Source organism: Streptomyces sp. NPDC006739, from assembly GCF_042869815.1.
In the GTDB taxonomy this organism is placed as follows: Bacteria; Actinomycetota; Actinomycetes; order Streptomycetales; family Streptomycetaceae; genus Streptomyces.
On sequence record NZ_JBIAGM010000003.1, the window covers coordinates 117,159 to 137,008 of the forward strand.

Sequence of the window (19,850 nt, forward strand, 5' to 3'; positions counted from 1 at the left end):
CTGGACCGCGTGATCGCGCAGGTCAACCTTACCGCACCCGCACGTGTGCCGCCGTACACGTGCCGCCGTCAGAACGCCTGCCCCGGCCCGGGAGGCCGTCCTTGGTACGCCGCCCGCAGGACGGCCAGCGCGTCCTGGACGGTGACCGGCCGGGGGTTGGGGTACGCCTGCCCGGCCGCCTGGGCCGCGGCCACTTCCAAGTCGTCCTCTTTCAGGCCCAGTTCGGCCAGGGAGCGGGGTGCGCCGAGGCCGCCGGAAAGGTCCCGCAGGGCTTCGGGGGCGTCCTGGGCGTCCAGGGCGCGGGCCACGGCGGCGGCCGCCCCGGGTGCGGCGGGGGCGTTGAAGGCGAGCACGTACGGCAGCACGACCGTGTGGGTCTCGGCGTGCGGGAGGCCGAAGGTGCCGCCGAGGACATGGCACAACTTGTGGTGCAGGCCCATGGTGGTGGCGCCCAGACAGGAGCCGCAGAGCCAGGCGGCGTACAGGGCGCGCGAGCGGGCCGGCACCGACTCCGGGCCGGCGACGACCGACGTCAGGGCGGCGGCCATCGCGCGGATGCCCTCCTCGGCCGTCAGCGCGGTCAGCGGCGAGGCGTCGGGTGCGTACAGCGCCTCCACGGCGTGCGCGAGGGCGTTGACGCCGCTGGTCACGGAGAGCGCGACGGGCAGGGAGAGGGTGAGCAGGGGGTCGTAGACGACGGTGCGCGGCAGCACCGCCGGGTCGCGTCCGGTGCGTTTGGCGCCGTGCTCGGTCAGGCCCCACACCGGGGTCATCTCGGAGCCGGAGTAGGTGGACGGCACGGCGATCAGCGGCAGCCCGGTGCGCAGGGCGATCGCCTTGCCGAGCCCGATGGCCGAGCCGCCGCCGACGGCCACGCAGCCGTCGGCGCCCGCCGCCCGCGCCACCGTGACGCCCCGGTCGGCCACGTCGGCGGGCACATGCATACGGGCCCCGGTGTGGACGCCGGCGCAGGCCGGTCCGAGCGCGTCGGCGACCGCCCGCGCGGTCCGCGCGCCCCGCTCCCCGGAGAGCACCAGCAGCCGCCGCAGGCCGAGCCGCCGCGCCTCCTCGGGGGTCGCGTCGAGGGCGGCGCCGGGCCGCAGGACCACCCGGGTGGGCGGTGTCTCGTGGGTGAAGTCGAGGATGTCCGTCACGAGCGCTCCAGTACGAGGTCGAAGCGGGCGTGCCGGAAGGGGTTCGGCACGCCGTACTCCCGGGCCAGGGCGGGGTCGTCGGTCGGGGTGAAGTCCTTGACGAGGCTGTGCTTCACGGCGAACACGGCGTCCGAGTCCAGGTAGTCGCCGCCCGCCACGAAGATGTGCGTGGTGAGGGGGGCGTATCCGTCGGCGGAGACGATGAAGTGGATGTGGGCGGGGCGGTAGGAGTGCCGGCCCGTGGCCCTCAGCAGGGCGCCCACCGGGCCGTCCGTGGGGATGGGGTAGGCGCTGGGTACGCAGGTGCGGAACCGGAAGCCGCCCTCGTCGTCCGCGGTGAACAGTCCCCGGCCGTTGCCGGGCGGCTGCGCGTCGGGGCGCTGCACGTCGTAGAAGCCGTGCGCGTCGGCCTGCCAGACGTCCAGGACGGCACCGGGCAGCGGGGTGCCGTCGGCGGCCCGCACCCGGCCGCTGACCACGCAGGGTTCGCCGTCGCCGACGAGGTCGAGGGTGGCGCCGAGGTCGCGTGCCGGGGACTCGGTCAGATGGAAGGGGCCGAGCACGGTGGAGGCGGTGGTGCCGGGGGTGTCGTGTCCGTGGACGGTCTCGACCAGCATCGACAGTCCGAGCACGTCCGACAGCAGGATGAACTCCTGCCGGGTGTCCGTGCAGGCCTGCCCCGTCGCGGTGAGGAAGCCGATCGCCCGCCCCCACTCCGCCCGCGTGAGCCGCGTCTCGCGGGCGAAGGCGTGCAGATGGCGGACCAGGGCGGTGAGCAGTTCGCGCAGCCGGGGGTCGGCCGTGCCGCGCAGGCTGTCGAGGGCCTGGGCGGTGACGGCGTCTTCGGTGACGGTGTCTTCGGTGGTCATACCAGCTCCATGCCCCGGGGGAGCCCGGTCCTCCCCCGGCGCGGTGAGGGCGTTCGCCCCTACTTGATGAGGGCGTTGGCCACGACCACGAGCAGCCCGAGCAGCGCGTCCACCGCGCCGATCGCCAGGGCGGCGAGCCATCCGCGTCGCGACAGGCGGGCGGTGACCAGGCCGATCCCGAACAGCAGCGCGATGTTCAGGGCGAACGCCGGGTATTCGACGTCGTTCGCCGGCCACCACCCCCAGCCGGCGCCGGCGAGGATCAGGACGGTGGGCAGGACGGCCGCGACCAGCGGCCATTCGTCGACCAGGAAGCGCAGGCCGTCCCAGCGGCGTTGCGGGGCGCGCTCGGCGATGAAGTGGGCGTAGCCGTGCGCGAGGGCGGAGGCGAGGGCGGTCACCAGCAGCCACAGGGCGTCGTAGCGGCGGCTGGCCCGGGAGGTGTGGCCGTACTGGCTGAGCGCGGCGACCATCGAGCTGGCCAGGACGGCGCCGTAGACCCCGCCGAACAGGACGGCCTCCCGGGTGCCGTGTCCGCGCGGCCCGGCGGCGGTCGCCGTGGAGTCAGCCATGCCCTCCACGATCACCCGCGCGCGGTGCCGTCGCCACTCGGCCCGGCCCGCTCGCGGCGGGGTGGCGCCGTAGTGCCCCGGATCTCCAGCGCCGGGGCGGCGAGACGCAGCGTGGCCGGTCCGCCGCGGCCGTCGAGCCGGTCGAGGAGACAGCGGGCGGCGCGGCGGCCGACCTCGTGCGGGGCGGTGTCGACGGTGGTCAGCCAGACGTGGCGCAGCCGGGCGATGCTCGTGTTGTCGTAGCCGGTCACGGACAGGTCCCTGGGGACGCGGAGCCCCAGTTCCTCGGCGGCGGACAGGACGCCGACGGAGGTCATGTCGTTGACGGCGAGGACGGCGGTGGGCCGGTCGGGCCGGCTCAGCAGCCGTACGGTGGCGCGGTAGCCGCCCTCCTCGGTCATGTCACCGGGTTCGACCAGCGCCTCGGCGCCGTGCTCGCGCATCACCGCCTCGAAGCCGCGCCGGCGCAGCTCGCCGACCGCGCCGTGGCCCGCGAGGTGGGCGATCCGGCGGTGGCCGAGGCCGAGCAGGTGTTCGGTGACGAGCCGGGCGCCGTGCTCGTCGTCCCCGGCGACGACGTCCACGCCGGGCAGCTCCGGCTCCCGGGCGCCCGCCACCACGACCGGCATCCGCCGCGCCAGGGCGGCGAGACCGCCGGCGTCGGGCAGCGTGCCCACCACCACCAGGCCGTCGACGCCCAGCTCGGCGAAGGGGCCGGTGAGGTCGTCGCCCAGCCGGCGGTTCAGCCTGGCGTCGGCCAGCAGCATGCGCAGACCGGCCGCGTGCAGCAGCGAGTTGAGGCCGTCGAGGAGGTCGACGAACCAGGGGTTGCGCAGGTCGTCGAGGAGGACGCCGACCGTTCGGGTGCGCTGCTCGCTGAGGCTGCGCGCGGCGGCGTTGGGCCGGTAGCCCAGCTCGCGCGCGGCCAGCAGCACCGCCTCCCGCTTCTCGGCCCGGACCTGGCCGGAGCCGCGCAGCACCAGCGAGACCAGCGACTTGGACACCCCGGCCCGTTCGGCCACGTCACGGATCGTCGGCGGTTTCATGCTTGGACCGTTCCATGAGCTGCTTCCCCTTGTCAAAGGATGCCGAAGGCGGCAAAGGCGATCGAGGGAGGTTGACAGCGGGCAGGGAGCGCGCCCAGGGTGGCCTGGACAGAAAATGGACCGGTCCAAAGAGGGGCTGTCATGGTGGATGCGTTCGGTGTCGCCGTCGTCGGGTTCGGCTGGATGGGCCGGGTGCACGCCCAGGCGTACGCGCGCGTGCGGCACCACTATCCGCAGCTGCCGCTGCGTCCGGAGCTGGTGACCGTCGCCGAGGAGGTGCCGGGCCGGGCGGAGCAGGCGGCCGAGCAGTTCGGCTTCGCCCGCGCCACCCGTGACTGGCGGGAGATCGCCGGGGATCCGCGGGTCCGGGCGGTCAGCATCACCGCCCCGAACTTCCTGCACCGGGAGATCGGGGTGGCGATGGCCGAGGCCGGCAAGCACATCTGGATCGAGAAGCCGGTGGGGCTGGGCACGGCGGACGCCCGGGCGGTGGCCGACGCGGTGGCGAAGGCGGGCGTGCGGGGGGCGGTCGGTTTCAACTACCGCAACGCGCCCGCCGTCGAGACGGCCCGCACGATGATCGCGGCCGGTGAGATCGGCGCGGTGACCCACGTCCGCATCCGTCTGTTCAGCGACTACGCGGCCCACCCCGAGTCCGCCCTGACCTGGCGGTACGAGCGTGAGCGGGGTGGCAGCGGGGTGCTGGGCGACCTCGCGTCGCACGGCGCCGACCTGGCCCGTTTCCTGCTGGGCGACATCGTCTCCCTGACCGCCGACACGGCGGTCTTCGTGCCCGAGCGGGCCCGCCCCAGCGGCGCCACCGCGGGCCACTCGCGGGCCACGGGCGGCGAGCTGGGCCCGGTGGAGAACGAGGACTACGTCAGCTGCCTGCTGCGCTTCGCCTCCGGCGCCCGGGGTGTCCTGGAGGCCTGCCGGGTCTCGGTCGGCGAGCAGAACAACTACGGCTTCGAGGTGCACGGCACCAGGGGCGCGGTGTTCTGGGACTTCCGCAGGATGAACGAGCTGGCGGTCAGCCGGGGCACGGCCTACCAGGACCAGCCGGTCAGCACGGTGTACGTCGGCCCGGGCGAGGGCGAGTACCGGGCGTTCCAGCCGGGCGCCGCCAACGCCATGGGCTACGACGACCTGAAGGTGATCGAGGCCTACCGTTTCCTGCGTTCGGTCGCGGAGGACAGGCCGTACGGCGCCACGCTCACGGACGCCGTGCACAGCGCCGCCGCGCTGGACGCGATGGCACGGTCGGCCGAAAGCGGGGCGTGGGTCACGGTGCCGTCGGCACAGGCAGGTTGTACGGGGTGACCACCTGGATCGCCGACGGCCGGGTCGGCCCGGCGGGCGGCAGGGCGCCGTGGGCGCGCATCACCAGGTGGCAGGCCTCGCGCAGGTCGTGCCGCAGGTCGTGGTGGAGGACGGCGGACAGCCGGTGTTCGCGCAGCAGCCGGGTGTTGTCGTGGTCGAGGTCGTGGGCGACGAACACCACGCACTCCCGGCCCAGGTCGGCGAAGGCCCGCAGGGTCGCGATGTTGCCGCCGCCGATGGAGTAGACGGCCCGGATCTCCGGATCGCGTTCCAGGGCGGCGCGGACGAGGTCGTACTGGTTGGCGTCCAGGCCCTGCCCCTCGGTGCTCTCGACGAGCGTGCGCTCGGGGTGCCGGGCCCGCATGACGCCTCGGAAGCCCATCTCGCGCTCCTCCTCGTTGCGGAAGAAGCCGCTGCTGAGGCTGGTGAGGACGTTGCCGGGCCGCTCGCCGAGCCACTGTCCCATGAGGTAGGCGGCGGTGGCACCGGCGGCCCGGTTGTCGATGCCGACGTACCCGAGCCGCTCGCTGGCGGGCAGGTCGGTGGCGAGGGTGACGACCGGGATGCCCGCGGCGGTGAGCCGGCCGACGGCGGCGGTGATCTCCGGGACGTCCGGCGCCTTGAGGATCACCCCCTGCGAGCCGCGCCGGCCGATCCGGTCCAGGGTCCTGACCTGTTCCTGGACCGGCCCGGTCTCCCGGAAGTGGTAGCGGGAGCGCAGCACGGCCGGGTGCAGCCCGGGCAGTTCGGCCTCCAGGGCGGCGCGCACGGCGGTGGTGAAGCGTTCGGGTGCCTGCATGACGATGTCGACCATGAAGGTGCGGCCCACCAGCCGGACCTGGGTGCGCTGGCGGTCCAGGTCGGCGATGGCCCGGCGCACCTCCTGCTCGGTGCTCTCCCGCACGCCTCCCCGGCCGTTCAGCACACGGTCCACGGTGGCCTCGCTCAGACCGGCCTGACGTGCGATCTCGCGAATCGGGAAGGGATGGCCCATGGTGGCGGACTCCTCGGCTGCCTGAGGGGTTTTTGATGGCTCACTGCTGGTTGTTCGAGGGGTTTGTACTGACAAGAATGGCAGGGCCGCGCCGCTCCCCGGACCGACACCCGGGCGCGTGGCTCCCCCGACCGAGAGAAGGACACCGATGTCCGTCACCGCCGTACCGGGCGCTGCCTGGTTGTCCGAGGAGGACTGCGACCTCGACGTCTTCCGGTCGGTCGTGGAGCGGACCACTGACCTCGCGGACTACCCGCACGCCGCGTCGGTGGAGCGCGAGGTCCTCGTCTACGACAGCGAACGGCTGCGGGCCGCCGATGACCGGCGCGCGGTGCGGGCGGAGCTGGTGCGGGCGCTGGCCGACGGCCCCGGGATCGTGGTCTTCAGGGGCGCCTTCCCGCGGCCGTCGGTCGTCGAGGCGGTGACGGCCGTGTTCGAGGCGCTGATCGCCGAGCAGCGGGCCTCGGGCGCGGACACAGGGGACCATTTCGCGCGGCCGGGCGCGAACGACCGGGTGTGGAACGCGCTGGAGAAGACGGCCCTGTACGACCCGGAGGCGTTCGCGGACTACTACGCCAACGACATGCTGGCGCTGGTCTCGACGGCCTGGCTGGGCCCCGGCTACCAGGTCACTTCTCAGGTGAACGTGGTCAACCCGGGTGGCGCGGCGCAGCGGGTGCACCGCGACTACCACCTGGGTTTCCTCTCGAACGAGGCCGCCACCGCCTACCCCGCCCATGTGCACCGGCTCTCCCCGGCCCTCACCCTCCAGGGCGCTGTCGCCCACTGCGACATGCCGGTCGAGACGGGACCGACGCTGTACCTGCCCCATTCGCAGCGCTACGAGCCCGGCTACCTGGCCTGGCGGCTGCCGCGGTTCCAGGAGTACTTCGAGGCGCACCACGTCCAGCTGCCGCTGGCGCTGGGCGACGCGGTCTTCTTCAACCCGGCGCTCTTCCACGCGGCCGGCCCGAACCGCACGGCGGACGTGCGGCGCGTCGCCAACCTCCTGCAGGTCTCCTCCGCCTTCGGGCGCGCGATGGAGACGGTGGACCGGGAGGCGGTGGCGAACGCGGTCTACCCGGTGCTCCTCGCGCGGGGCGCGGACGGCGCTTCCGAGGAGTGGCTGGAGCGGGTGATCGCGGCGAGCGCCGAGGGCTACCCGTTCCCGACCAACCTGGACAGCGATCCGCCGGCCGGCGGACTGGCCCCGCCGGCGCAGGCGGACGTCGTGCGGCGGGCGCTGCGCGAGAGGTGGCCCGCGCGGGCGCTGCGCGAGGAACTGCGGGCGGCCGCCCAGCGGCGCGAGAGCTGACAGACCACACAGACCAGCAGGCCACAGACCAGACACACAGGCCGGAGAGGCCGGACAGACCAGGTAGGCCGGACAGGCCGGACAGACCAGGTAGGCCGGACAGGCCGGACCGAGCCAGGAGAGCGGGACACGCATGGGACTTCTCGACGACAAGGTCGTCCTCGTCAACGGCGGCACCCAGGGGGTGGGCGCCGCCGTCGCCCGGGCCGCCGTCCGCGAGGGCGCGGTGGTGGCCGTCACCGGGCGGCGCCCCGAACCGGGCGAGGCCCTGGTGGCGGAGCTGACCGCGGCCGGCGGCAAGGCCCTGTACGTGCGGGCCGACCTGGCCGACGCCGAGCAGGCCAGGGCCTCGGTCACGGAGGTGGTGGCCGCCCACGGCCGGGTCGACTGCCTGGTGAACTCGGCCGGACTGACCTCCCGGGGCACCCTGCTGGACACCACGCCGGAGCTGTTCGACGCGCACATCGCGGTCAACCTCAAGGGGCCGTTCTTCGCCCTGCAGGCGGCGGTGGCCGACATGGTGGCGCGCGGGGCGCCCGGCACCGTCGTCAACATCATCACGTCCTCGGCCCACGGCGGTCAGCCGTTCCTGGCGCCGTACGTCGCCGCCAAGGCCGGGCTCATGGGCCTGACCCGCAACGCGGCGCACGCCCACCGCCGGGACCGGATCCGGATCAACGGCCTGAACATCGGCTGGACCGCGACCGAGGGCGAGGACGCCACGCAGCGCGCCTTCCACGGCGCGGGCGACGACTGGCGGGAGCAGGCCGCCGCGAAGCTGCCGATGGGCAGGCTCGGCCGGCCGGACGAGATCGCCGACTTCGTGGTCCTCCTGCTGTCCGAGCGGTCCGGGGTGGTCACCGGTTCGGTGATCGACTGGGACCAGAACGTACTCGGCGGACTCGACTGACCGTCGGACTGCACGACCGTACGACCCCGTACGACCGGCACTTTCGCATCAAGGAGCACCATGCGTATCGGAATCCTCGGCCTCGGCCGCATCGGCGCCTTCCACGCCGAGACCCTCTCCGCACTGGACGCCGTCGAGTCGCTCGTCGTCGCCGACCCGTTCGCGGACGCCGCCAAGGCCGCCGCCGAGCGGTTCGGGGCCGAGGTCGCCGACTCCCCGGAGGCGCTGCTGGCGGCCGGGGTGGACGGCCTCGTGGTGGCGGCGGCCACCGACGCCCACCCCGCCCTGATCCTGGCCGGCGTCGAGGCCGGCGTCCCCGTCTTCTGCGAGAAGCCCGTGGCCCGCACCATGCCGGAGGGCGTGGAGGTGCTGAAGGCGGTCCAGGGCAGCGGCGTGCCGATCCAGATCGGCTACAACCGGCGCTTCGACGTGGGCTTCGCCGCCGCGCGGGCCGCCGTCCGGGCCGGTGAGCTGGGCAAGCTGCACACGGTCCGCTCGACCACGCTGGACCCGGCGCCGCCGCCCGCCGCGTACGTCGCCGCGTCCGGCGGCATCTTCCGCGACTGTTCGGTGCACGACTTCGACATCATCCGCTGGGTGACCGGCCACGAGGTCACCGAGGTGTACGCGGTCGGCGGCAACCGGGGCGCCGACTACATCAGGGAGGCGGGCGACGCCGACACCACCGGCGCGGTACTCACCCTGGACGACGGCACGATCGCGGTGGTCTCCAACAGCCGCCACAACGCCCGGGGTTACGACGTCCGCATGGAGCTGCACGGCTTCACGGACTCCATCGCCGTGGGCCTGGACGACAAGCTCCCGCTGCGCTCGGTGGAGCCCTGCGTGACCTTCCCCGCCGGGACACCCCACGACTTCTTCATGGACCGCTTCACGGACGCCTACCGAGCCGAGCTCACCGCGTTCACCGAGGTCGTCGCCGGCGGCCGCCCGTCCCCGTGCACGATCGAGGACGCCCTGGAGGCGGGCTGGATCGCGGAGGCCTGCACGCTGTCGCTGCGCGAGCACCGGCCGGTGACGATCGCCGAGGTGCGCGGAGCCTGACGGCTGCGGACCGGGGGGTACGGCGGCCTGCCGTGCCCCCCGTCCCGTTGTGCCGGCCCCTGCTCACAGGCAGTACCGCACCAGCCACTCGTCCGCGTTGTAGGTGTTCCGTGCCGGGTCCGGCAGCGTGGCGGGGCTGGTCTCCACGGTGTCCTGCGGCCGTATCCGCTCGGGCAGCGTGCCGAAGCGCTCACGGCGCAGGGCGGCCTGCTCGGTGTCCGGCGTCCGGTGCTCAGGATGCGTCATCTGGTCCTCCCGGCAAGGGGGGTGCTCCCCCGTCACCCTCCCCAACGCTCGCGCGCCGCCCGAGGTTCCCGGGGGCGGCACGGGCCGGTACGACGAAGCGGCGGACACCTCCGCGTGTCCGCCGCCCGCCACTCGCCGCTTGCCGCTCGCTCCTCGTCGAAGGCCGGTTCTCAGGCCCCGCAGGACCTCAGGAACCGCCGGGTCCGCACCGCGATCGGCAGTGGCTTGTCCGGGTCGCACGGGTACATGTCCTGCTCGACGATCGCGAACAGCTCCACGCCCAGCCGCTGCGCCGCCTCCAGCACCGGACCCAACTCCGGTACTCCCGCGGGCGGTTCGCACATCACACCGCGCGCGACCGCAGGCCCGAACGGCACCTCGTGCGCCACGACGTCCGCGAGGATCTCCGGGTCGACCTGCTTGAGGTGCAGGTAGCCGATCCGCTCACCGTAGGTCTCGATCAGCTTCACGCTGTCGCCGCCGCAGTAGGCGTAGTGACCGGTGTCCAGGCACAGGTTGACCAGCTCGGTGTCGGTGGAGTCCAGGAAGCGCTCGACGTGGTCCTCGGTGTCGACGTGGGTGTCGGCGTGCGGATGGACGACGAGGTCGAGGCCGTAGGCCTCCTTGACCTCGTGGCCGAGCCGCTCCATGCCCTTGGTCAGGTGCGCCCACTGCTCGGCCGTCAGCTCGGGCGGCTCAAGGATCTCGGCGGTCTTGTCGTCCCGCCAGAAGGAGGGGATGACGACCAGGTGCCGCGCGCCCATGGCCTGGGTGAGCGCGGCGACCTGGCTGACGTGCTCCCAGGTGGCGTCCCAGACGGAGGGGCCCCGGTGCATGCCGGTGAAGACCGTGCCGGCCGACACCTTCAGGTTCCGCCTGGCCACCTCGTCGGCCAACCGGGCCGGGTCGGTGGGGAGATAGCCGTACGGGCCCAGCTCGATCCACTCGTAACCGGCCTCGGCGACCTCGTCGAGGAAGCGTTCCCAGGGCACCTGCTTCGGGTCGTCGGGGAACCAGACGCCCCAGGAGTCGGGGGCCGAGCCGACCCGGATGCGGTCGAGGGCGTTCGCCATGGTCAGGAGGTCCCTTCCGGGGAGGCCGCCACGGGCGTGGTGAGGTCTCCCTCTTCGGGGAGTTCCTCGACGTCGACGCCGCGGACCTGGGCCAGTTCGTGCTTGAGGGCGGCGAGTTCGGCGCCACCGGCCATGTGGTTGGTCAGTTCCTCCAGGGTGATCTCGCTGCGTTCGGCGGACAGCTCCATGGTGCCGAGGCGCAGGACGCTGAAGTGGTCGCCGACCATGTACGCGTGGTGGGGGTTGTGGGTGATGAAGATGACGCCCAGGCCGCGGTCACGGGCGGCGGCGATGTACTTGAGGACCACGCCGGACTGCTTGACGCCGAGGGCGGCGGTGGGCTCGTCGAGGATCAGCACGCGGGCGCCGAAGTAGACGGCGCGGGCGATGGCGACGCACTGGCGCTGGCCGCCGGAGAGGGTGCCGATGGGCTGCTCGAGGTCGTCGAGGACGATACCCATCTCGCGCAGCTCGTGGTCGGCGGTCTTCTTCATCCTGTCGATGTCGAGGCGGCGCACGGGCCAGGGGCCCTTGGTCATCTCGGAGCCGAGGAAGAAGTTGCGCCACACGGGCATCAGCGGGACGGTGGCGAGGTCCTGGTAGACGGTGGCGATGCCCTTGTCGAGGGCCTCGCGGGGGGTGTTGAAGCGGACCGGGGCGCCGTCGACGAGGAAGTCGCCCTCGGTGTGCTGGTGCAGCCCGGAGATGATCTTGATGAGGGTGGACTTGCCGGCGCCGTTGTCGCCCAGCACGCAGGTCACCTGGCTGGGGTGGACCCTCAGGTCGACACCGTGCAGCGCGCGGATGTTGCCGTACGACTTGCCGGCCCCGCGCAGTTCGACGATCGGCTGGTCCTCGCCCTCGGGCACGGCGTCCGCGAGGACCGCTCCGTGGGTTCCGGTTCCGTTGCTTGTGGTCATCGGGTCACCTCCGGGTCGCCGTGCGCTGGACCCACAGATTGATCAGGACGGCGCCGAGCAGCATCACGCCGAGGAAGGCCTTGAACCAGTCGGGGTTCCAGCCGGCGAAGACGATGCCCTGGTTGACCATGCCGAACATGAAGGCACCGAAGACCGGCCCGATCGCCGAGCCGTAACCGCCGGTGAGGAGACAGCCGCCGATCACCGCCGCCGAGATGTAGATCAGCTCCTGGCCGACGCCCTCGCCGGACTGCACGGTGTTGAAGGAGAACAGCTGGTGCATGCCGACGAACCAGGCGCCGAAGCCGACCAGCATGAACAGCGAGACCTTGGTGAACGTCACCGGGACGCCGACGGCCCGCGCGCTGTCCTTGTTGCCGCCGACCGCGAAGACCCAGTTGCCGTACTTGGTGCGCAGCAGCACCCAGGTCGCCAGGGCGGCGAAGACCAGCCAGTAGAAGACGGTGATCTTCACCTCGACGCCGCCGATGTCGACGGAGGAGGCGAAGATCTTCCTGGCCTGGTCGAAGCCGTCCATGTTGCTGATGTCGTCGGTGGCGACGTTCCCGGTGACCAGCTTGGTCACCGCCAGGTTGACGCCTTGCAGGATCAGGAACGTGCCCAGGGTGACCAGGAAGCTGGGCAGCCCCGTCCTGACGACCATCCAGCCGTTGAAGGCGCCGACGGCGAGCGAGACGATCAGCGCGACGATCACGCCGACCCACACGTTCATGGTCAGCTGGTAGGCGAGCATGCTCGCGGTGAGCGCGGAGGTGATGACCGCGACGCCTGCGGAGAGGTCGAACTCGCCGCCGATCATCAACAGGGCCACGGGCAGGGCCATGATGCCGATGGTGGACGACTGGTACAGGACCGTCGCCATCGAGCCGCCCTGGCGGACCGAGGGCGCCGCCACGAAGAAGAACACGAAGACGGCGACGGCACCGAGGAAGACGCCCACTTCGGGCCGGGCCAGCACCCGGAGCGCCAGGGGGCGTTCCCGGGTGCGGCCGTCGGACTCCCTGGGGCCGGGCGCCGGCGGTGTCCCCACCGCCGGCTCAGCCTGCTGGGTCATGCTCATCACCGGGTGCCCTTCGCGGCGAACGCGGCGACACTGTCGACGTTGGACTTGTCGACGAAGGCCGGGCCGGTCAGCACCGGCTGCTCGCCGCCGCCACTGTAGTTGCCGTTGTTCTTGTACAGCCACAGGGAGTCGACCGCCAGGTAACCCTGCAGGTACGGCTGCTGGTCCACCGCGAACTGGATGGTGCCCTGCTTGACCGCGGTGGTCAGGTCCTTGTTCAGGTCGAAGGTGGCGACCTTGGCCTTGCTGCCCGCGTCGCCCAGCGCCTGCACCGCGGTCAGCGCGAACGGGGCGCCGAGGGTGACGACGTAGTCGATGGAACTGTCCTGCTTCAGCTTGGCCGTGATCGTCGACCGCACGGACGGCATGTCGGTGCCGTTCACGTACAGCGTCTCGGTCGTGCCGGAGAACGTCTTCTTCACGCCGTCGCAGCGCTGGGTCAGGCCGACGTTGCCCTGTTCCTGGATGACGCAGACGGCCTTCTTGGCGCCGACCTCGTTCAGCTTCTTGCCGAAGGCCTCGCCGGCCACGGTCTCGTCCTGGCCGAAGAACTCCAGCAGTCCGAGCCTCTTCCAGTCGCTGAGGCCGGAGTTGAGGCCGACGACGGGGATCTTCGCGGCCGTGGCCTTGCCGATGACGTCCTTGAGGGCGTCCGGCTTGGCCAGGGTGACCGCGATGCCGTCGACATGCTGGTCGATGGCGTTCTGCACCAGGTTGGCCTGGTTGCCGGCGTTGGGGTCGGCGGAGTAGACAAGCTTGATGTTGTCCTTGGCCGCGGCGGCCTCGGCGCCCTTGCGGACGATGTCCCAGAACGTGTCGCCCGGCGACTGGTGGGTGACCAGCGCGACCGTCATACGGGGAGTGTTCGCCTTGCCGGCGGAGGCGGCGGCCCCTCCCTCTTCGGCCTTCTTCCCCCCGGAGCTGCTGGAGCAGCCGGCGAGGGTCAGGGCGGCCGCGGCGGCCAGGGCCACGACGGGGGCCAGTCTCCGGGGACGTGCGTGGGAAGAGCGGTCCATCTGTCCTGCACCTCACTGTGCGACGGGGGGAAAGGACGCTGTTGCGCTGGGACCGGATCAAAGTCCTTGTCGGGCCCGCTGTCAATACTTTGTTAAGACATCATTTCACGAACAGGTCCGAATGTAAGTACAAACCATTGACACGGTCACCTCCACACACTTACACCTGAGAGCCATGAGCCACTCATCCCGGCGAACGAGCCGTCTGACCGTCGCCCAGGCGCTGGTGCGGTTCCTCTCCGTCCAGTACACCGAACGCGACGGCGTACGGCACCGGCTGATCGCCGGCACCTGGGGGATCTTCGGCCACGGCAACGTGGCGGGGATCGGCCAGGCCCTGCTGGAGTACGGCGACGTGATGCCGTACCACCAGGGTCGCAACGAGCAGGCCATGGTGCACGCGGCGGTGGGTCACGCGCGCCAGCTGGACCGGCTCTCCGCGCAGGCGGTGACGACGTCCATCGGGCCGGGCGCGACCAACCTGGTGACCGGCGCCGCGCTGGCGACGATCAACCGGCTGCCGGTACTGCTGCTGCCCGGCGACTACTTCGCGAGTCACGCGCCCGACCCGCTGCTGCAGCAGCTGGAGCACCCGGCCGCCTTCGACACGTCCGTCAACGACACCCTGCGACCGGTGTCCCGGTACTTCGACCGGATCACCCGCCCGGAGGCCCTGATCCCCTCCGCGCTGAACGCCATGCGGGTGCTGGCCGATCCGGCCGAGACCGGCGCCGTCACGCTCGCGCTGCCCCAGGACGTGCAGGCGGAGGCCTTCGACTGGCCGCGGGAGTTCTTCGCCGAGCGCGTGTGGCGGGTACGGCGTCCCGCCCCGGACCCCGTCGAGCTGGCGGAGGCGGTGCGCGCCGTACGGGCCGCCGAGCGCCCGCTGATCGTGGCGGGCGGCGGGGTCCACCACAGCGGGGCCGAGGAGGCCCTCAGGGCGCTCGTGGACGCCACCGGTATCCCGGTCGCCTCCACCCAGGCGGGCAAGGGCTCGCTGCGCCACGACCACCCCGCCGATCTGGGCGGCATCGGGCACACCGGCACGGCGGTCGCCGACCACCTCGCCCGCACCGCCGACCTGGTCATCGGCGTCGGCACCCGGTACACCGACTTCACCACCGCCTCCGGCACCCTCTTCCAGCACCCCGGCGTGCGCTTCCTCAACCTCAACATCACCGGCTTCGACGCCCACAAGCTGGCCGCCCGGGCCGTGGTGGCCGACGCCCGCACCGTGTTGGAGGCGCTGACCGAAGCGCTCGCCGGCCACCGGGTGGATCCGGCGTACGAGGCGGGGTACCTGGCCGGCAAGGAGCGCTGGGAGCGGGTCGTTGAGGCCGCCTACCGGGCCGAGGACGAGGACGCCGTACCGACGCAGACCCAGGTGCTGGGCGCGCTGGACGCGGTGGTCGGGGACGAGGACGTGGTGATCAACGCGGCCGGATCGCTCCCCGGCGACCTGCACAAGCTGTGGCGGGCGCGTTCCCGGCGCCAGTACCACCTGGAGTACGGCTACTCCTGCATGGGCTACGAGATCCCGGCCGCGATCGGCGTCCAGCAGGCGGCGCCGGACACCGTGGTGTGGGCCCTCGTCGGCGACGGCACGTACCTGATGATGCCGACCGAGATCGTCACCGCCGTACAGGAGGGGCTGCCGGTCAAGCTGGTGCTCGTCCAGAACCACGGGTACGCCTCCATCGGCGGTCTGTCGGAGTCGGTGGGCGCAGAGCGGTTCGGCACCGCCTACCGGTACCGGGCGCCGGACGGAACGTTCACCGGCGCCCCGCTGCCCGTCGACCTCGCCGCCAACGCGGCCAGCCTCGGCATGGAGGTCCTGCGCGCCAGGACCGTGCGGGAGCTGCGCGAGGCGCTGGTCACGGCCCGCGCGTCCGGCCGGCCGGTCTGTGTGCACGTCGAGACGGATCCCGGCCGTCCCCACCCGGCCGCTCCCGGGGCCGAGGCCTGGTGGGACGTGCCGGTCGCCGAGACCGCCACCCGCGAGGCCGCCGTGCGCGCCCGCGCGGACTACGACCGCCAGGTGGCCGGCCGCCGCCACCACCTGTGAGATCCGCCCGCCCGGGAGGCCCCCGCATGCGGCCCGGTACCGCTTCGGCCGTCGACTCGGTGGACTTCGCCCTGGACCGCAAGAGTCCGGTGCCGCTGTACTACCAGCTCGCCCAGCAGCTGGAGGCGGCCGTCGAGCAGGGGGTCCTGGCGCCGGGGAACCATCTGGGCAACGAGATCGACCTGTCCGTGCGCCTCGGTCTGTCCCGCCCCACGGTGCGCCAGGCGATCCAGACCCTGGTCGACAAGGGGCTGCTGGTCCGCCGGCGGGGCGTGGGCACCCAGGTGGTGCACAGCCAGGTGAAACGGCCGCTGGAGCTGAGCAGCCTCTACGACGACCTGGAATCGGCCGGACAGGGCCCGGCCACTCGGGTGCTGCGCAACGAACGGGTCCCGGCGGCGCCGGACGTGGCCGCCGCCCTCGGCTTCGCCCAGGGCACCGAGGTCACCCTGCTGGAACGGCTGCGGCTCACCCACGGCCAGCCCGTCGCCGTCCTGTGCAACTACCTGCCCGCCGACCTGCTCGACCTCGACAACGAGCGGCTGGAGTCGACGGGCCTGTACCGGATGATGCGCTCGGCGGGCCTGACCCTGCACAGCGCCCGCCAGACCATCGGAGCGCGCCGCGCCGACGCCGAGGAGGCCGCCCGCCTGGACGAGGCGGAGGGTGCCGCCCTGCTGACCATGCGGCGCACCGCCTACGACGTCACCGGCCGGCCCGTGGAGTACGGCACCCACATCTACCGGGCCTCCCGCTACGCCTTCGACTTCCAGCTGCTGGTCAGGTCGTAGGAGCCGTCGGCAAACCTCCACGCGACCGTGTCGATTACGTTTCGGGCAAGAGACAGCCCGAGAGAGACCGGAGCTATTGACTCATGAGCGGACATGGGGCTGTTATTACGCCCACGATGTTCGGTCGAGTTGGTTTCTGATCGGTTTCGAAGACCTTTCGGAGCGCCAGCTCATCCCCTTGACTGAACCCTGTTTCTTCAGGAGCCGCCATGCGCCTCTCCCCCTCCGGTCTTTCCGTCCCGGGACCGAGCCGCCGTTCCGTGCTGCGCGGAGCCGGCAGTGCCGCCCTCCTCGCCGGTGCCGGCATACCCCTGCTGTCCGCCTGCGGTGGCAGCGGTTCGTCGTCCGACCCGAAGACCGTCTCCCTCGGCTCCAACGCCTCGGACGCGGTGCCGAAGAAGGCGTTCGCGGAGATCTACGCGGCCTTCACGAAGCAGTCGGGCGTCAAGGTCAGCGTGAACACGAAGGACCACAACACCTTCCAGGAGCAGATCAACTCCTACCTGCAGGGCACGCCTGACGACGTGTTCACCTGGTTCGCCGGCTACCGCATGCAGTTCTTCGCGGCCAAGGGCCTCGCCTCGCCGATCGACGACGTGTGGGCGAAGATCGGGGACAACTTCCCCGACGCGATGAAGCAGCTCAGCAAGGGCGAGGACGGCAAGTACTACTTCGTGCCGCTGTACACGTACCCGTGGGCGGTCTTCTACCGCAAGAGCCTGTTCAAGCAGCACGGCTACGAAGTCCCCACCACCTGGGACAAGTTCGTCACGCTGTGCAAGCAGATGAAGAAGGACGGCCTGGTCCCGATCGCCTTCGGCGACAAGGACGCCTGGCCGGCGATGGGCACCTTCGACCAGATCAACTTCCGCCTCAACGGCTACGACTTCCACAAGTCCCTGATGGCGGGCAAGGAGTCGTGGACCGACCCCAAGGTGAAGGCCGTCTTCGACCACTGGGCCGAGCTGCTCCCCTACCACCAGGACGGCTTCATGGGCCGCACCTGGCAGGACGCGGCGCAGTCGCTGGTGTCGAAGAAGGCCGGCATGTACGTGCTCGGGTCCTTCGTGGCCCAGCAGTTCACCAACCCGGCCGACGTGGAGGACCTCGACTTCTTCGCCTTCCCGGAGCTGAACCCCACCTACGGCCAGGACACCGTGGAGGCCCCCACCGACGGCTTCATGATCAGCAAGTCCCCGAAGAACCACGCCGGTGTCGTGAAGCTGATGGAGTACCTGGGCACGCCGGAGGCCGAGGCGATCTACCTCAAGGCCGACTCCAGCGTGGTGGCCGCCTCCAGCAAGGCCGACACCTCCTCGTACACCGCGCTGCAGAAGAAGGCGTACACCATGATCAGTGGCGCCAAGAGCCTGACGCAGTTCATGGACCGTGACTCCCGGCCGGACTTCACGTCCACGGTGATGCAGCCCAGCCTGCAGAAGTTCCTCCAGAACCCCAAGGGCGTGGACAGCCTGCTGTCCTCCATCGAGCGCCAGAAGAAGACGATCTTCGCCTCCTCATGACCACTGACACTCCCATGAAGAGCCCGGAGGCGGCGGCCGTGCCGCCTCCGGGCCCCGCGCCTGCCGCCAAGCGGGTCCCCAAGGGCCACAAGCGCCTGCTGACCCGCCGTGACCGCGTCACGCTCGCCTTCATGGCGGGCGTGCCCACCGTCCTGCACGTCGCCCTGGTCTGGCTGACCGCGCTCGCCTCGATCGCGCTGGCCTTCACCAGCTGGGACGGCATCGGCTTCGGCTCCATCAAGTGGGTCGGCCTGCAGAACTTCCACGACCTGTTCTCCAGCAACCCGCAGTTCTGGCCCGCCGTCGAGCACAACATCATCTGGTTCGTCGTGCTCATCCTGATCCCGACCCCGTTCGGCCTGTTCCTGGCCGTCCAGCTGGACAAGAAGATCCGCTTCAGCCGCGTCTACCAGACCGCGTTCTTCCTGCCCGTCGTGGTCTCCCTGGCGGTCACCGGTTTCGTGTGGCAGCTCGTCTACAACCCCGACACCGGCCTGATCAACAGCCTCATCGGGGCCAACAAGCCCGGCCACTACATCGACTGGATCGGCAACCCCCACCTGAACCTGTGGGCGGTCCTGATCGCCGCGTCCTGGCGCCACGCCGGCTACATGATGATCCTCTACCTGGCCGGCCTCAAGGGCGTCGACCCGTCCCTGCGCGAGGCCTCCTCGCTGGACGGCGCCAACGAGTGGCAGACGTTCAAGAACGTCATCTTCCCCACCCTGCGCCCGACCAACACCGTCGTCCTGGTCGTCACCATCATCGAGGCACTGCGCGCCTTCGACCTGGTCTTCGTCTTCAACAAGGGCGCCCAGGGCACCGAACTGCTGTCGATCCTGATCACCAACAACATCATCGGCGAGTCCAGCCGGATCGGATACGGCTCGGCGATCGCCGTCGTCCTGCTCGTCATCTCCCTCGCGGTCATCATCCCGTACCTGATCGCGACCTTCCGCAAGGAGCGGCGCGCATGAGCACAACCACCGCCGCACTCGGCACCAAGCAGCGCACGCCCGTCCGCCCGGCCCGCGTCCTGCTGCACACCTTCCTCGTCGTCACCTCGCTGGCCTGGCTCGCCCCCCTGCTGTGGGCCGTCTTCGCCGCCCTGCGGCCCTACGCCGAGACCAGCGCCAAGGGCTACGTGTCCTGGCCGGACAAGCTGAACTTCGACAACTTCACCAACGCGTTCAAGCAGTCCGACATGATGCACTACTTCGGCAACACGTTGCTGATCGCGGTGCCCGCCGTCCTGCTGACGCTGCTGCTGTCGTCGATGGTCGCCTTCTACGTCAGCCGCTTCGACTTCCGCCTCAACGTGTTCCTGCTGCTGGTGTTCACCGCCGGCAACCTGCTGCCCCAGCAGGTCATCATCACCCCGCTGTACCGCATGTACCTGCTGGTCAACCTGCCCGGCATCACCGTCAGCGGCAAGCTCTACGACTCCGCGCTCGGCCTGGTCCTCATCCACGTGGCCTTCCAGTCCGGCTTCTGCGCGTTCGTCCTGTCCAACTACATGCGGATGCTCCCGCACGAACTGACCGAGGCCGCCCTCGTCGACGGCGCCTCGGTATGGCGCATGTACTGGCAGATCGTGCTGCCCCTGTGCAAGCCCGCGATGGCCGCGCTGGCGACACTGCTGTCCATCTGGATCTACAACGACTTCTTCTGGGCCATCGTCCTGATCTCCACCGGCGAGAACATGCCCATCACCTCCGCGCTGAACAACCTCTCCGGCCAGTACTTCACCGACCCCAACCTGGTGGCCGCCGGCGCCCTGCTCACCGCGATCCCCACCCTGATCGTCTACTTCGTCCTCCAACGACAGTTCGTGAGCGGCCTCACCCTCGGCGCCAACAAGGGCTGAACCCCTCACTTCAAGAGAGA

The 19,850-nt window shown here is 71.2% G+C and carries 19 protein-coding genes; 9 read left to right on the top strand and 10 right to left on the bottom strand.

The genetic code is table 11. The features are described from left to right. Nucleotides 1–68 precede the first annotated feature (68 nt). The 4 genes from ACFYMM_RS07090 to ACFYMM_RS07105 are packed head-to-tail and all read right to left on the bottom strand — an operon-like array spanning nucleotide 69 to nucleotide 3,641. Nucleotides 69–1,154, bottom strand: a complete 1,086-nt coding sequence (locus tag ACFYMM_RS07090) for a maleylacetate reductase (RefSeq protein WP_388384704.1) — start codon at nucleotides 1,152–1,154, stop codon at nucleotides 69–71. After that, nucleotides 1,151–2,023, bottom strand: coding sequence for a dioxygenase (locus ACFYMM_RS07095; RefSeq protein WP_388384706.1), 873 nt, complete (start codon nucleotides 2,021–2,023; stop codon nucleotides 1,151–1,153). The genes ACFYMM_RS07090 and ACFYMM_RS07095 overlap by 4 nt, the downstream gene beginning before the upstream one ends. Nucleotides 2,024–2,082: 59 nt before the next feature. Next, nucleotides 2,083–2,595, bottom strand: coding sequence for a hypothetical protein (locus tag ACFYMM_RS07100; protein ID WP_388384708.1), 513 nt, complete (start codon nucleotides 2,593–2,595; stop codon nucleotides 2,083–2,085). Between the two features lie 11 nt (nucleotides 2,596–2,606). After that, complete coding sequence (locus tag ACFYMM_RS07105) at nucleotides 2,607–3,641, bottom strand: LacI family DNA-binding transcriptional regulator (protein ID WP_388384711.1); 1,035 nt, start codon at nucleotides 3,639–3,641, stop codon at nucleotides 2,607–2,609. A gap of 141 nt (nucleotides 3,642–3,782) precedes the next feature. Between ACFYMM_RS07105 and ACFYMM_RS07110 the strand changes: the two genes are divergently transcribed. Next, nucleotides 3,783–4,961, top strand: coding sequence for a Gfo/Idh/MocA family protein (locus tag ACFYMM_RS07110; RefSeq protein WP_388384714.1), 1,179 nt, complete (start codon nucleotides 3,783–3,785; stop codon nucleotides 4,959–4,961). On the opposite strand, the gene ACFYMM_RS07115 is transcribed toward ACFYMM_RS07110, so the two are convergent. Further along, nucleotides 4,924–5,955 carry a LacI family DNA-binding transcriptional regulator gene (locus ACFYMM_RS07115; protein WP_388384716.1) on the bottom strand — a complete coding sequence of 344 codons (1,032 nt, stop codon included), beginning with the start codon at nucleotides 5,953–5,955 and terminating at the stop codon, nucleotides 4,924–4,926. The genes ACFYMM_RS07110 and ACFYMM_RS07115 overlap by 38 nt on opposite strands. A 148-nt stretch (nucleotides 5,956–6,103) precedes the next feature. On the opposite strand from ACFYMM_RS07115, the gene ACFYMM_RS07120 reads away from it, so the two are divergent. From ACFYMM_RS07120 to ACFYMM_RS07130, 3 genes are all read left to right on the top strand, one after another. After that, nucleotides 6,104–7,270, top strand: a complete 1,167-nt coding sequence (locus ACFYMM_RS07120) for a phytanoyl-CoA dioxygenase family protein (RefSeq protein ID WP_388384718.1) — start codon at nucleotides 6,104–6,106, stop codon at nucleotides 7,268–7,270. Between the two features lie 133 nt (nucleotides 7,271–7,403). Further along, nucleotides 7,404–8,180: an SDR family oxidoreductase gene (locus ACFYMM_RS07125; protein ID WP_388384719.1), complete on the top strand. Its 777-nt coding sequence runs from the start codon at nucleotides 7,404–7,406 to the stop codon at nucleotides 8,178–8,180. 60 nt (nucleotides 8,181–8,240) lie between these two features. Then, nucleotides 8,241–9,245, top strand: coding sequence for a Gfo/Idh/MocA family oxidoreductase (locus tag ACFYMM_RS07130; protein ID WP_388384720.1), 1,005 nt, complete (start codon nucleotides 8,241–8,243; stop codon nucleotides 9,243–9,245). 63 nt (nucleotides 9,246–9,308) lie between these two features. On the opposite strand, the gene ACFYMM_RS07135 is transcribed toward ACFYMM_RS07130, so the two are convergent. The 5 genes from ACFYMM_RS07135 to ACFYMM_RS07155 form a co-directional block, all read right to left on the bottom strand. Further along, entirely contained in the window at nucleotides 9,309–9,491 is a 183-nt protein-coding gene (locus ACFYMM_RS07135) for a hypothetical protein (RefSeq protein ID WP_388384722.1), read from the bottom strand. 170 nt (nucleotides 9,492–9,661) lie between these two features. Next, entirely contained in the window at nucleotides 9,662–10,564 is a 903-nt protein-coding gene (locus tag ACFYMM_RS07140) for a sugar phosphate isomerase/epimerase family protein (protein ID WP_388384723.1), read from the bottom strand. 2 nt (nucleotides 10,565–10,566) lie between these two features. Further along, nucleotides 10,567–11,484, bottom strand: a complete 918-nt coding sequence (locus ACFYMM_RS07145) for an ATP-binding cassette domain-containing protein (RefSeq protein ID WP_388384725.1) — start codon at nucleotides 11,482–11,484, stop codon at nucleotides 10,567–10,569. 4 nt (nucleotides 11,485–11,488) lie between these two features. Beyond that, entirely contained in the window at nucleotides 11,489–12,565 is a 1,077-nt protein-coding gene (locus ACFYMM_RS07150) for an ABC transporter permease (protein WP_388384727.1), read from the bottom strand. Further along, nucleotides 12,565–13,584 (bottom strand): sugar ABC transporter substrate-binding protein, encoded by a 1,020-nt coding sequence (locus tag ACFYMM_RS07155; protein ID WP_388384730.1) that lies wholly within the window; start codon nucleotides 13,582–13,584, stop codon nucleotides 12,565–12,567. The genes ACFYMM_RS07150 and ACFYMM_RS07155 overlap by 1 nt, the downstream gene beginning before the upstream one ends. 175 nt (nucleotides 13,585–13,759) lie before the next feature. Here ACFYMM_RS07155 and iolD point away from each other — a divergent pair, with 175 nt between their 5' ends. From iolD to ACFYMM_RS07180, 5 genes are all read left to right on the top strand, one after another. Beyond that, entirely contained in the window at nucleotides 13,760–15,649 is a 1,890-nt protein-coding gene (gene iolD, locus ACFYMM_RS07160; protein ID WP_388384732.1) for a 3D-(3,5/4)-trihydroxycyclohexane-1,2-dione acylhydrolase (decyclizing), read from the top strand. 26 nt (nucleotides 15,650–15,675) lie between these two features. Beyond that, nucleotides 15,676–16,440, top strand: coding sequence for a GntR family transcriptional regulator (locus tag ACFYMM_RS07165; protein ID WP_388384734.1), 765 nt, complete (start codon nucleotides 15,676–15,678; stop codon nucleotides 16,438–16,440). A 209-nt stretch (nucleotides 16,441–16,649) separates the two neighbouring features. Beyond that, nucleotides 16,650–17,963 (top strand): ABC transporter substrate-binding protein, encoded by a 1,314-nt coding sequence (locus ACFYMM_RS07170; protein ID WP_388384736.1) that lies wholly within the window; start codon nucleotides 16,650–16,652, stop codon nucleotides 17,961–17,963. Next, nucleotides 17,960–18,940 (top strand): carbohydrate ABC transporter permease, encoded by a 981-nt coding sequence (locus tag ACFYMM_RS07175; RefSeq protein ID WP_388384738.1) that lies wholly within the window; start codon nucleotides 17,960–17,962, stop codon nucleotides 18,938–18,940. The genes ACFYMM_RS07170 and ACFYMM_RS07175 overlap by 4 nt, the downstream gene beginning before the upstream one ends. After that, the gene (locus tag ACFYMM_RS07180) at nucleotides 18,937–19,830 is read left to right on the top strand and encodes a carbohydrate ABC transporter permease (RefSeq protein WP_388384740.1); all 894 of its coding nucleotides are present in this window, start codon (nucleotides 18,937–18,939) and stop codon (nucleotides 19,828–19,830) included. Before ACFYMM_RS07175 ends, ACFYMM_RS07180 begins: the two co-directional genes overlap by 4 nt. Nucleotides 19,831–19,850: the final 20 nt, after the last annotated feature.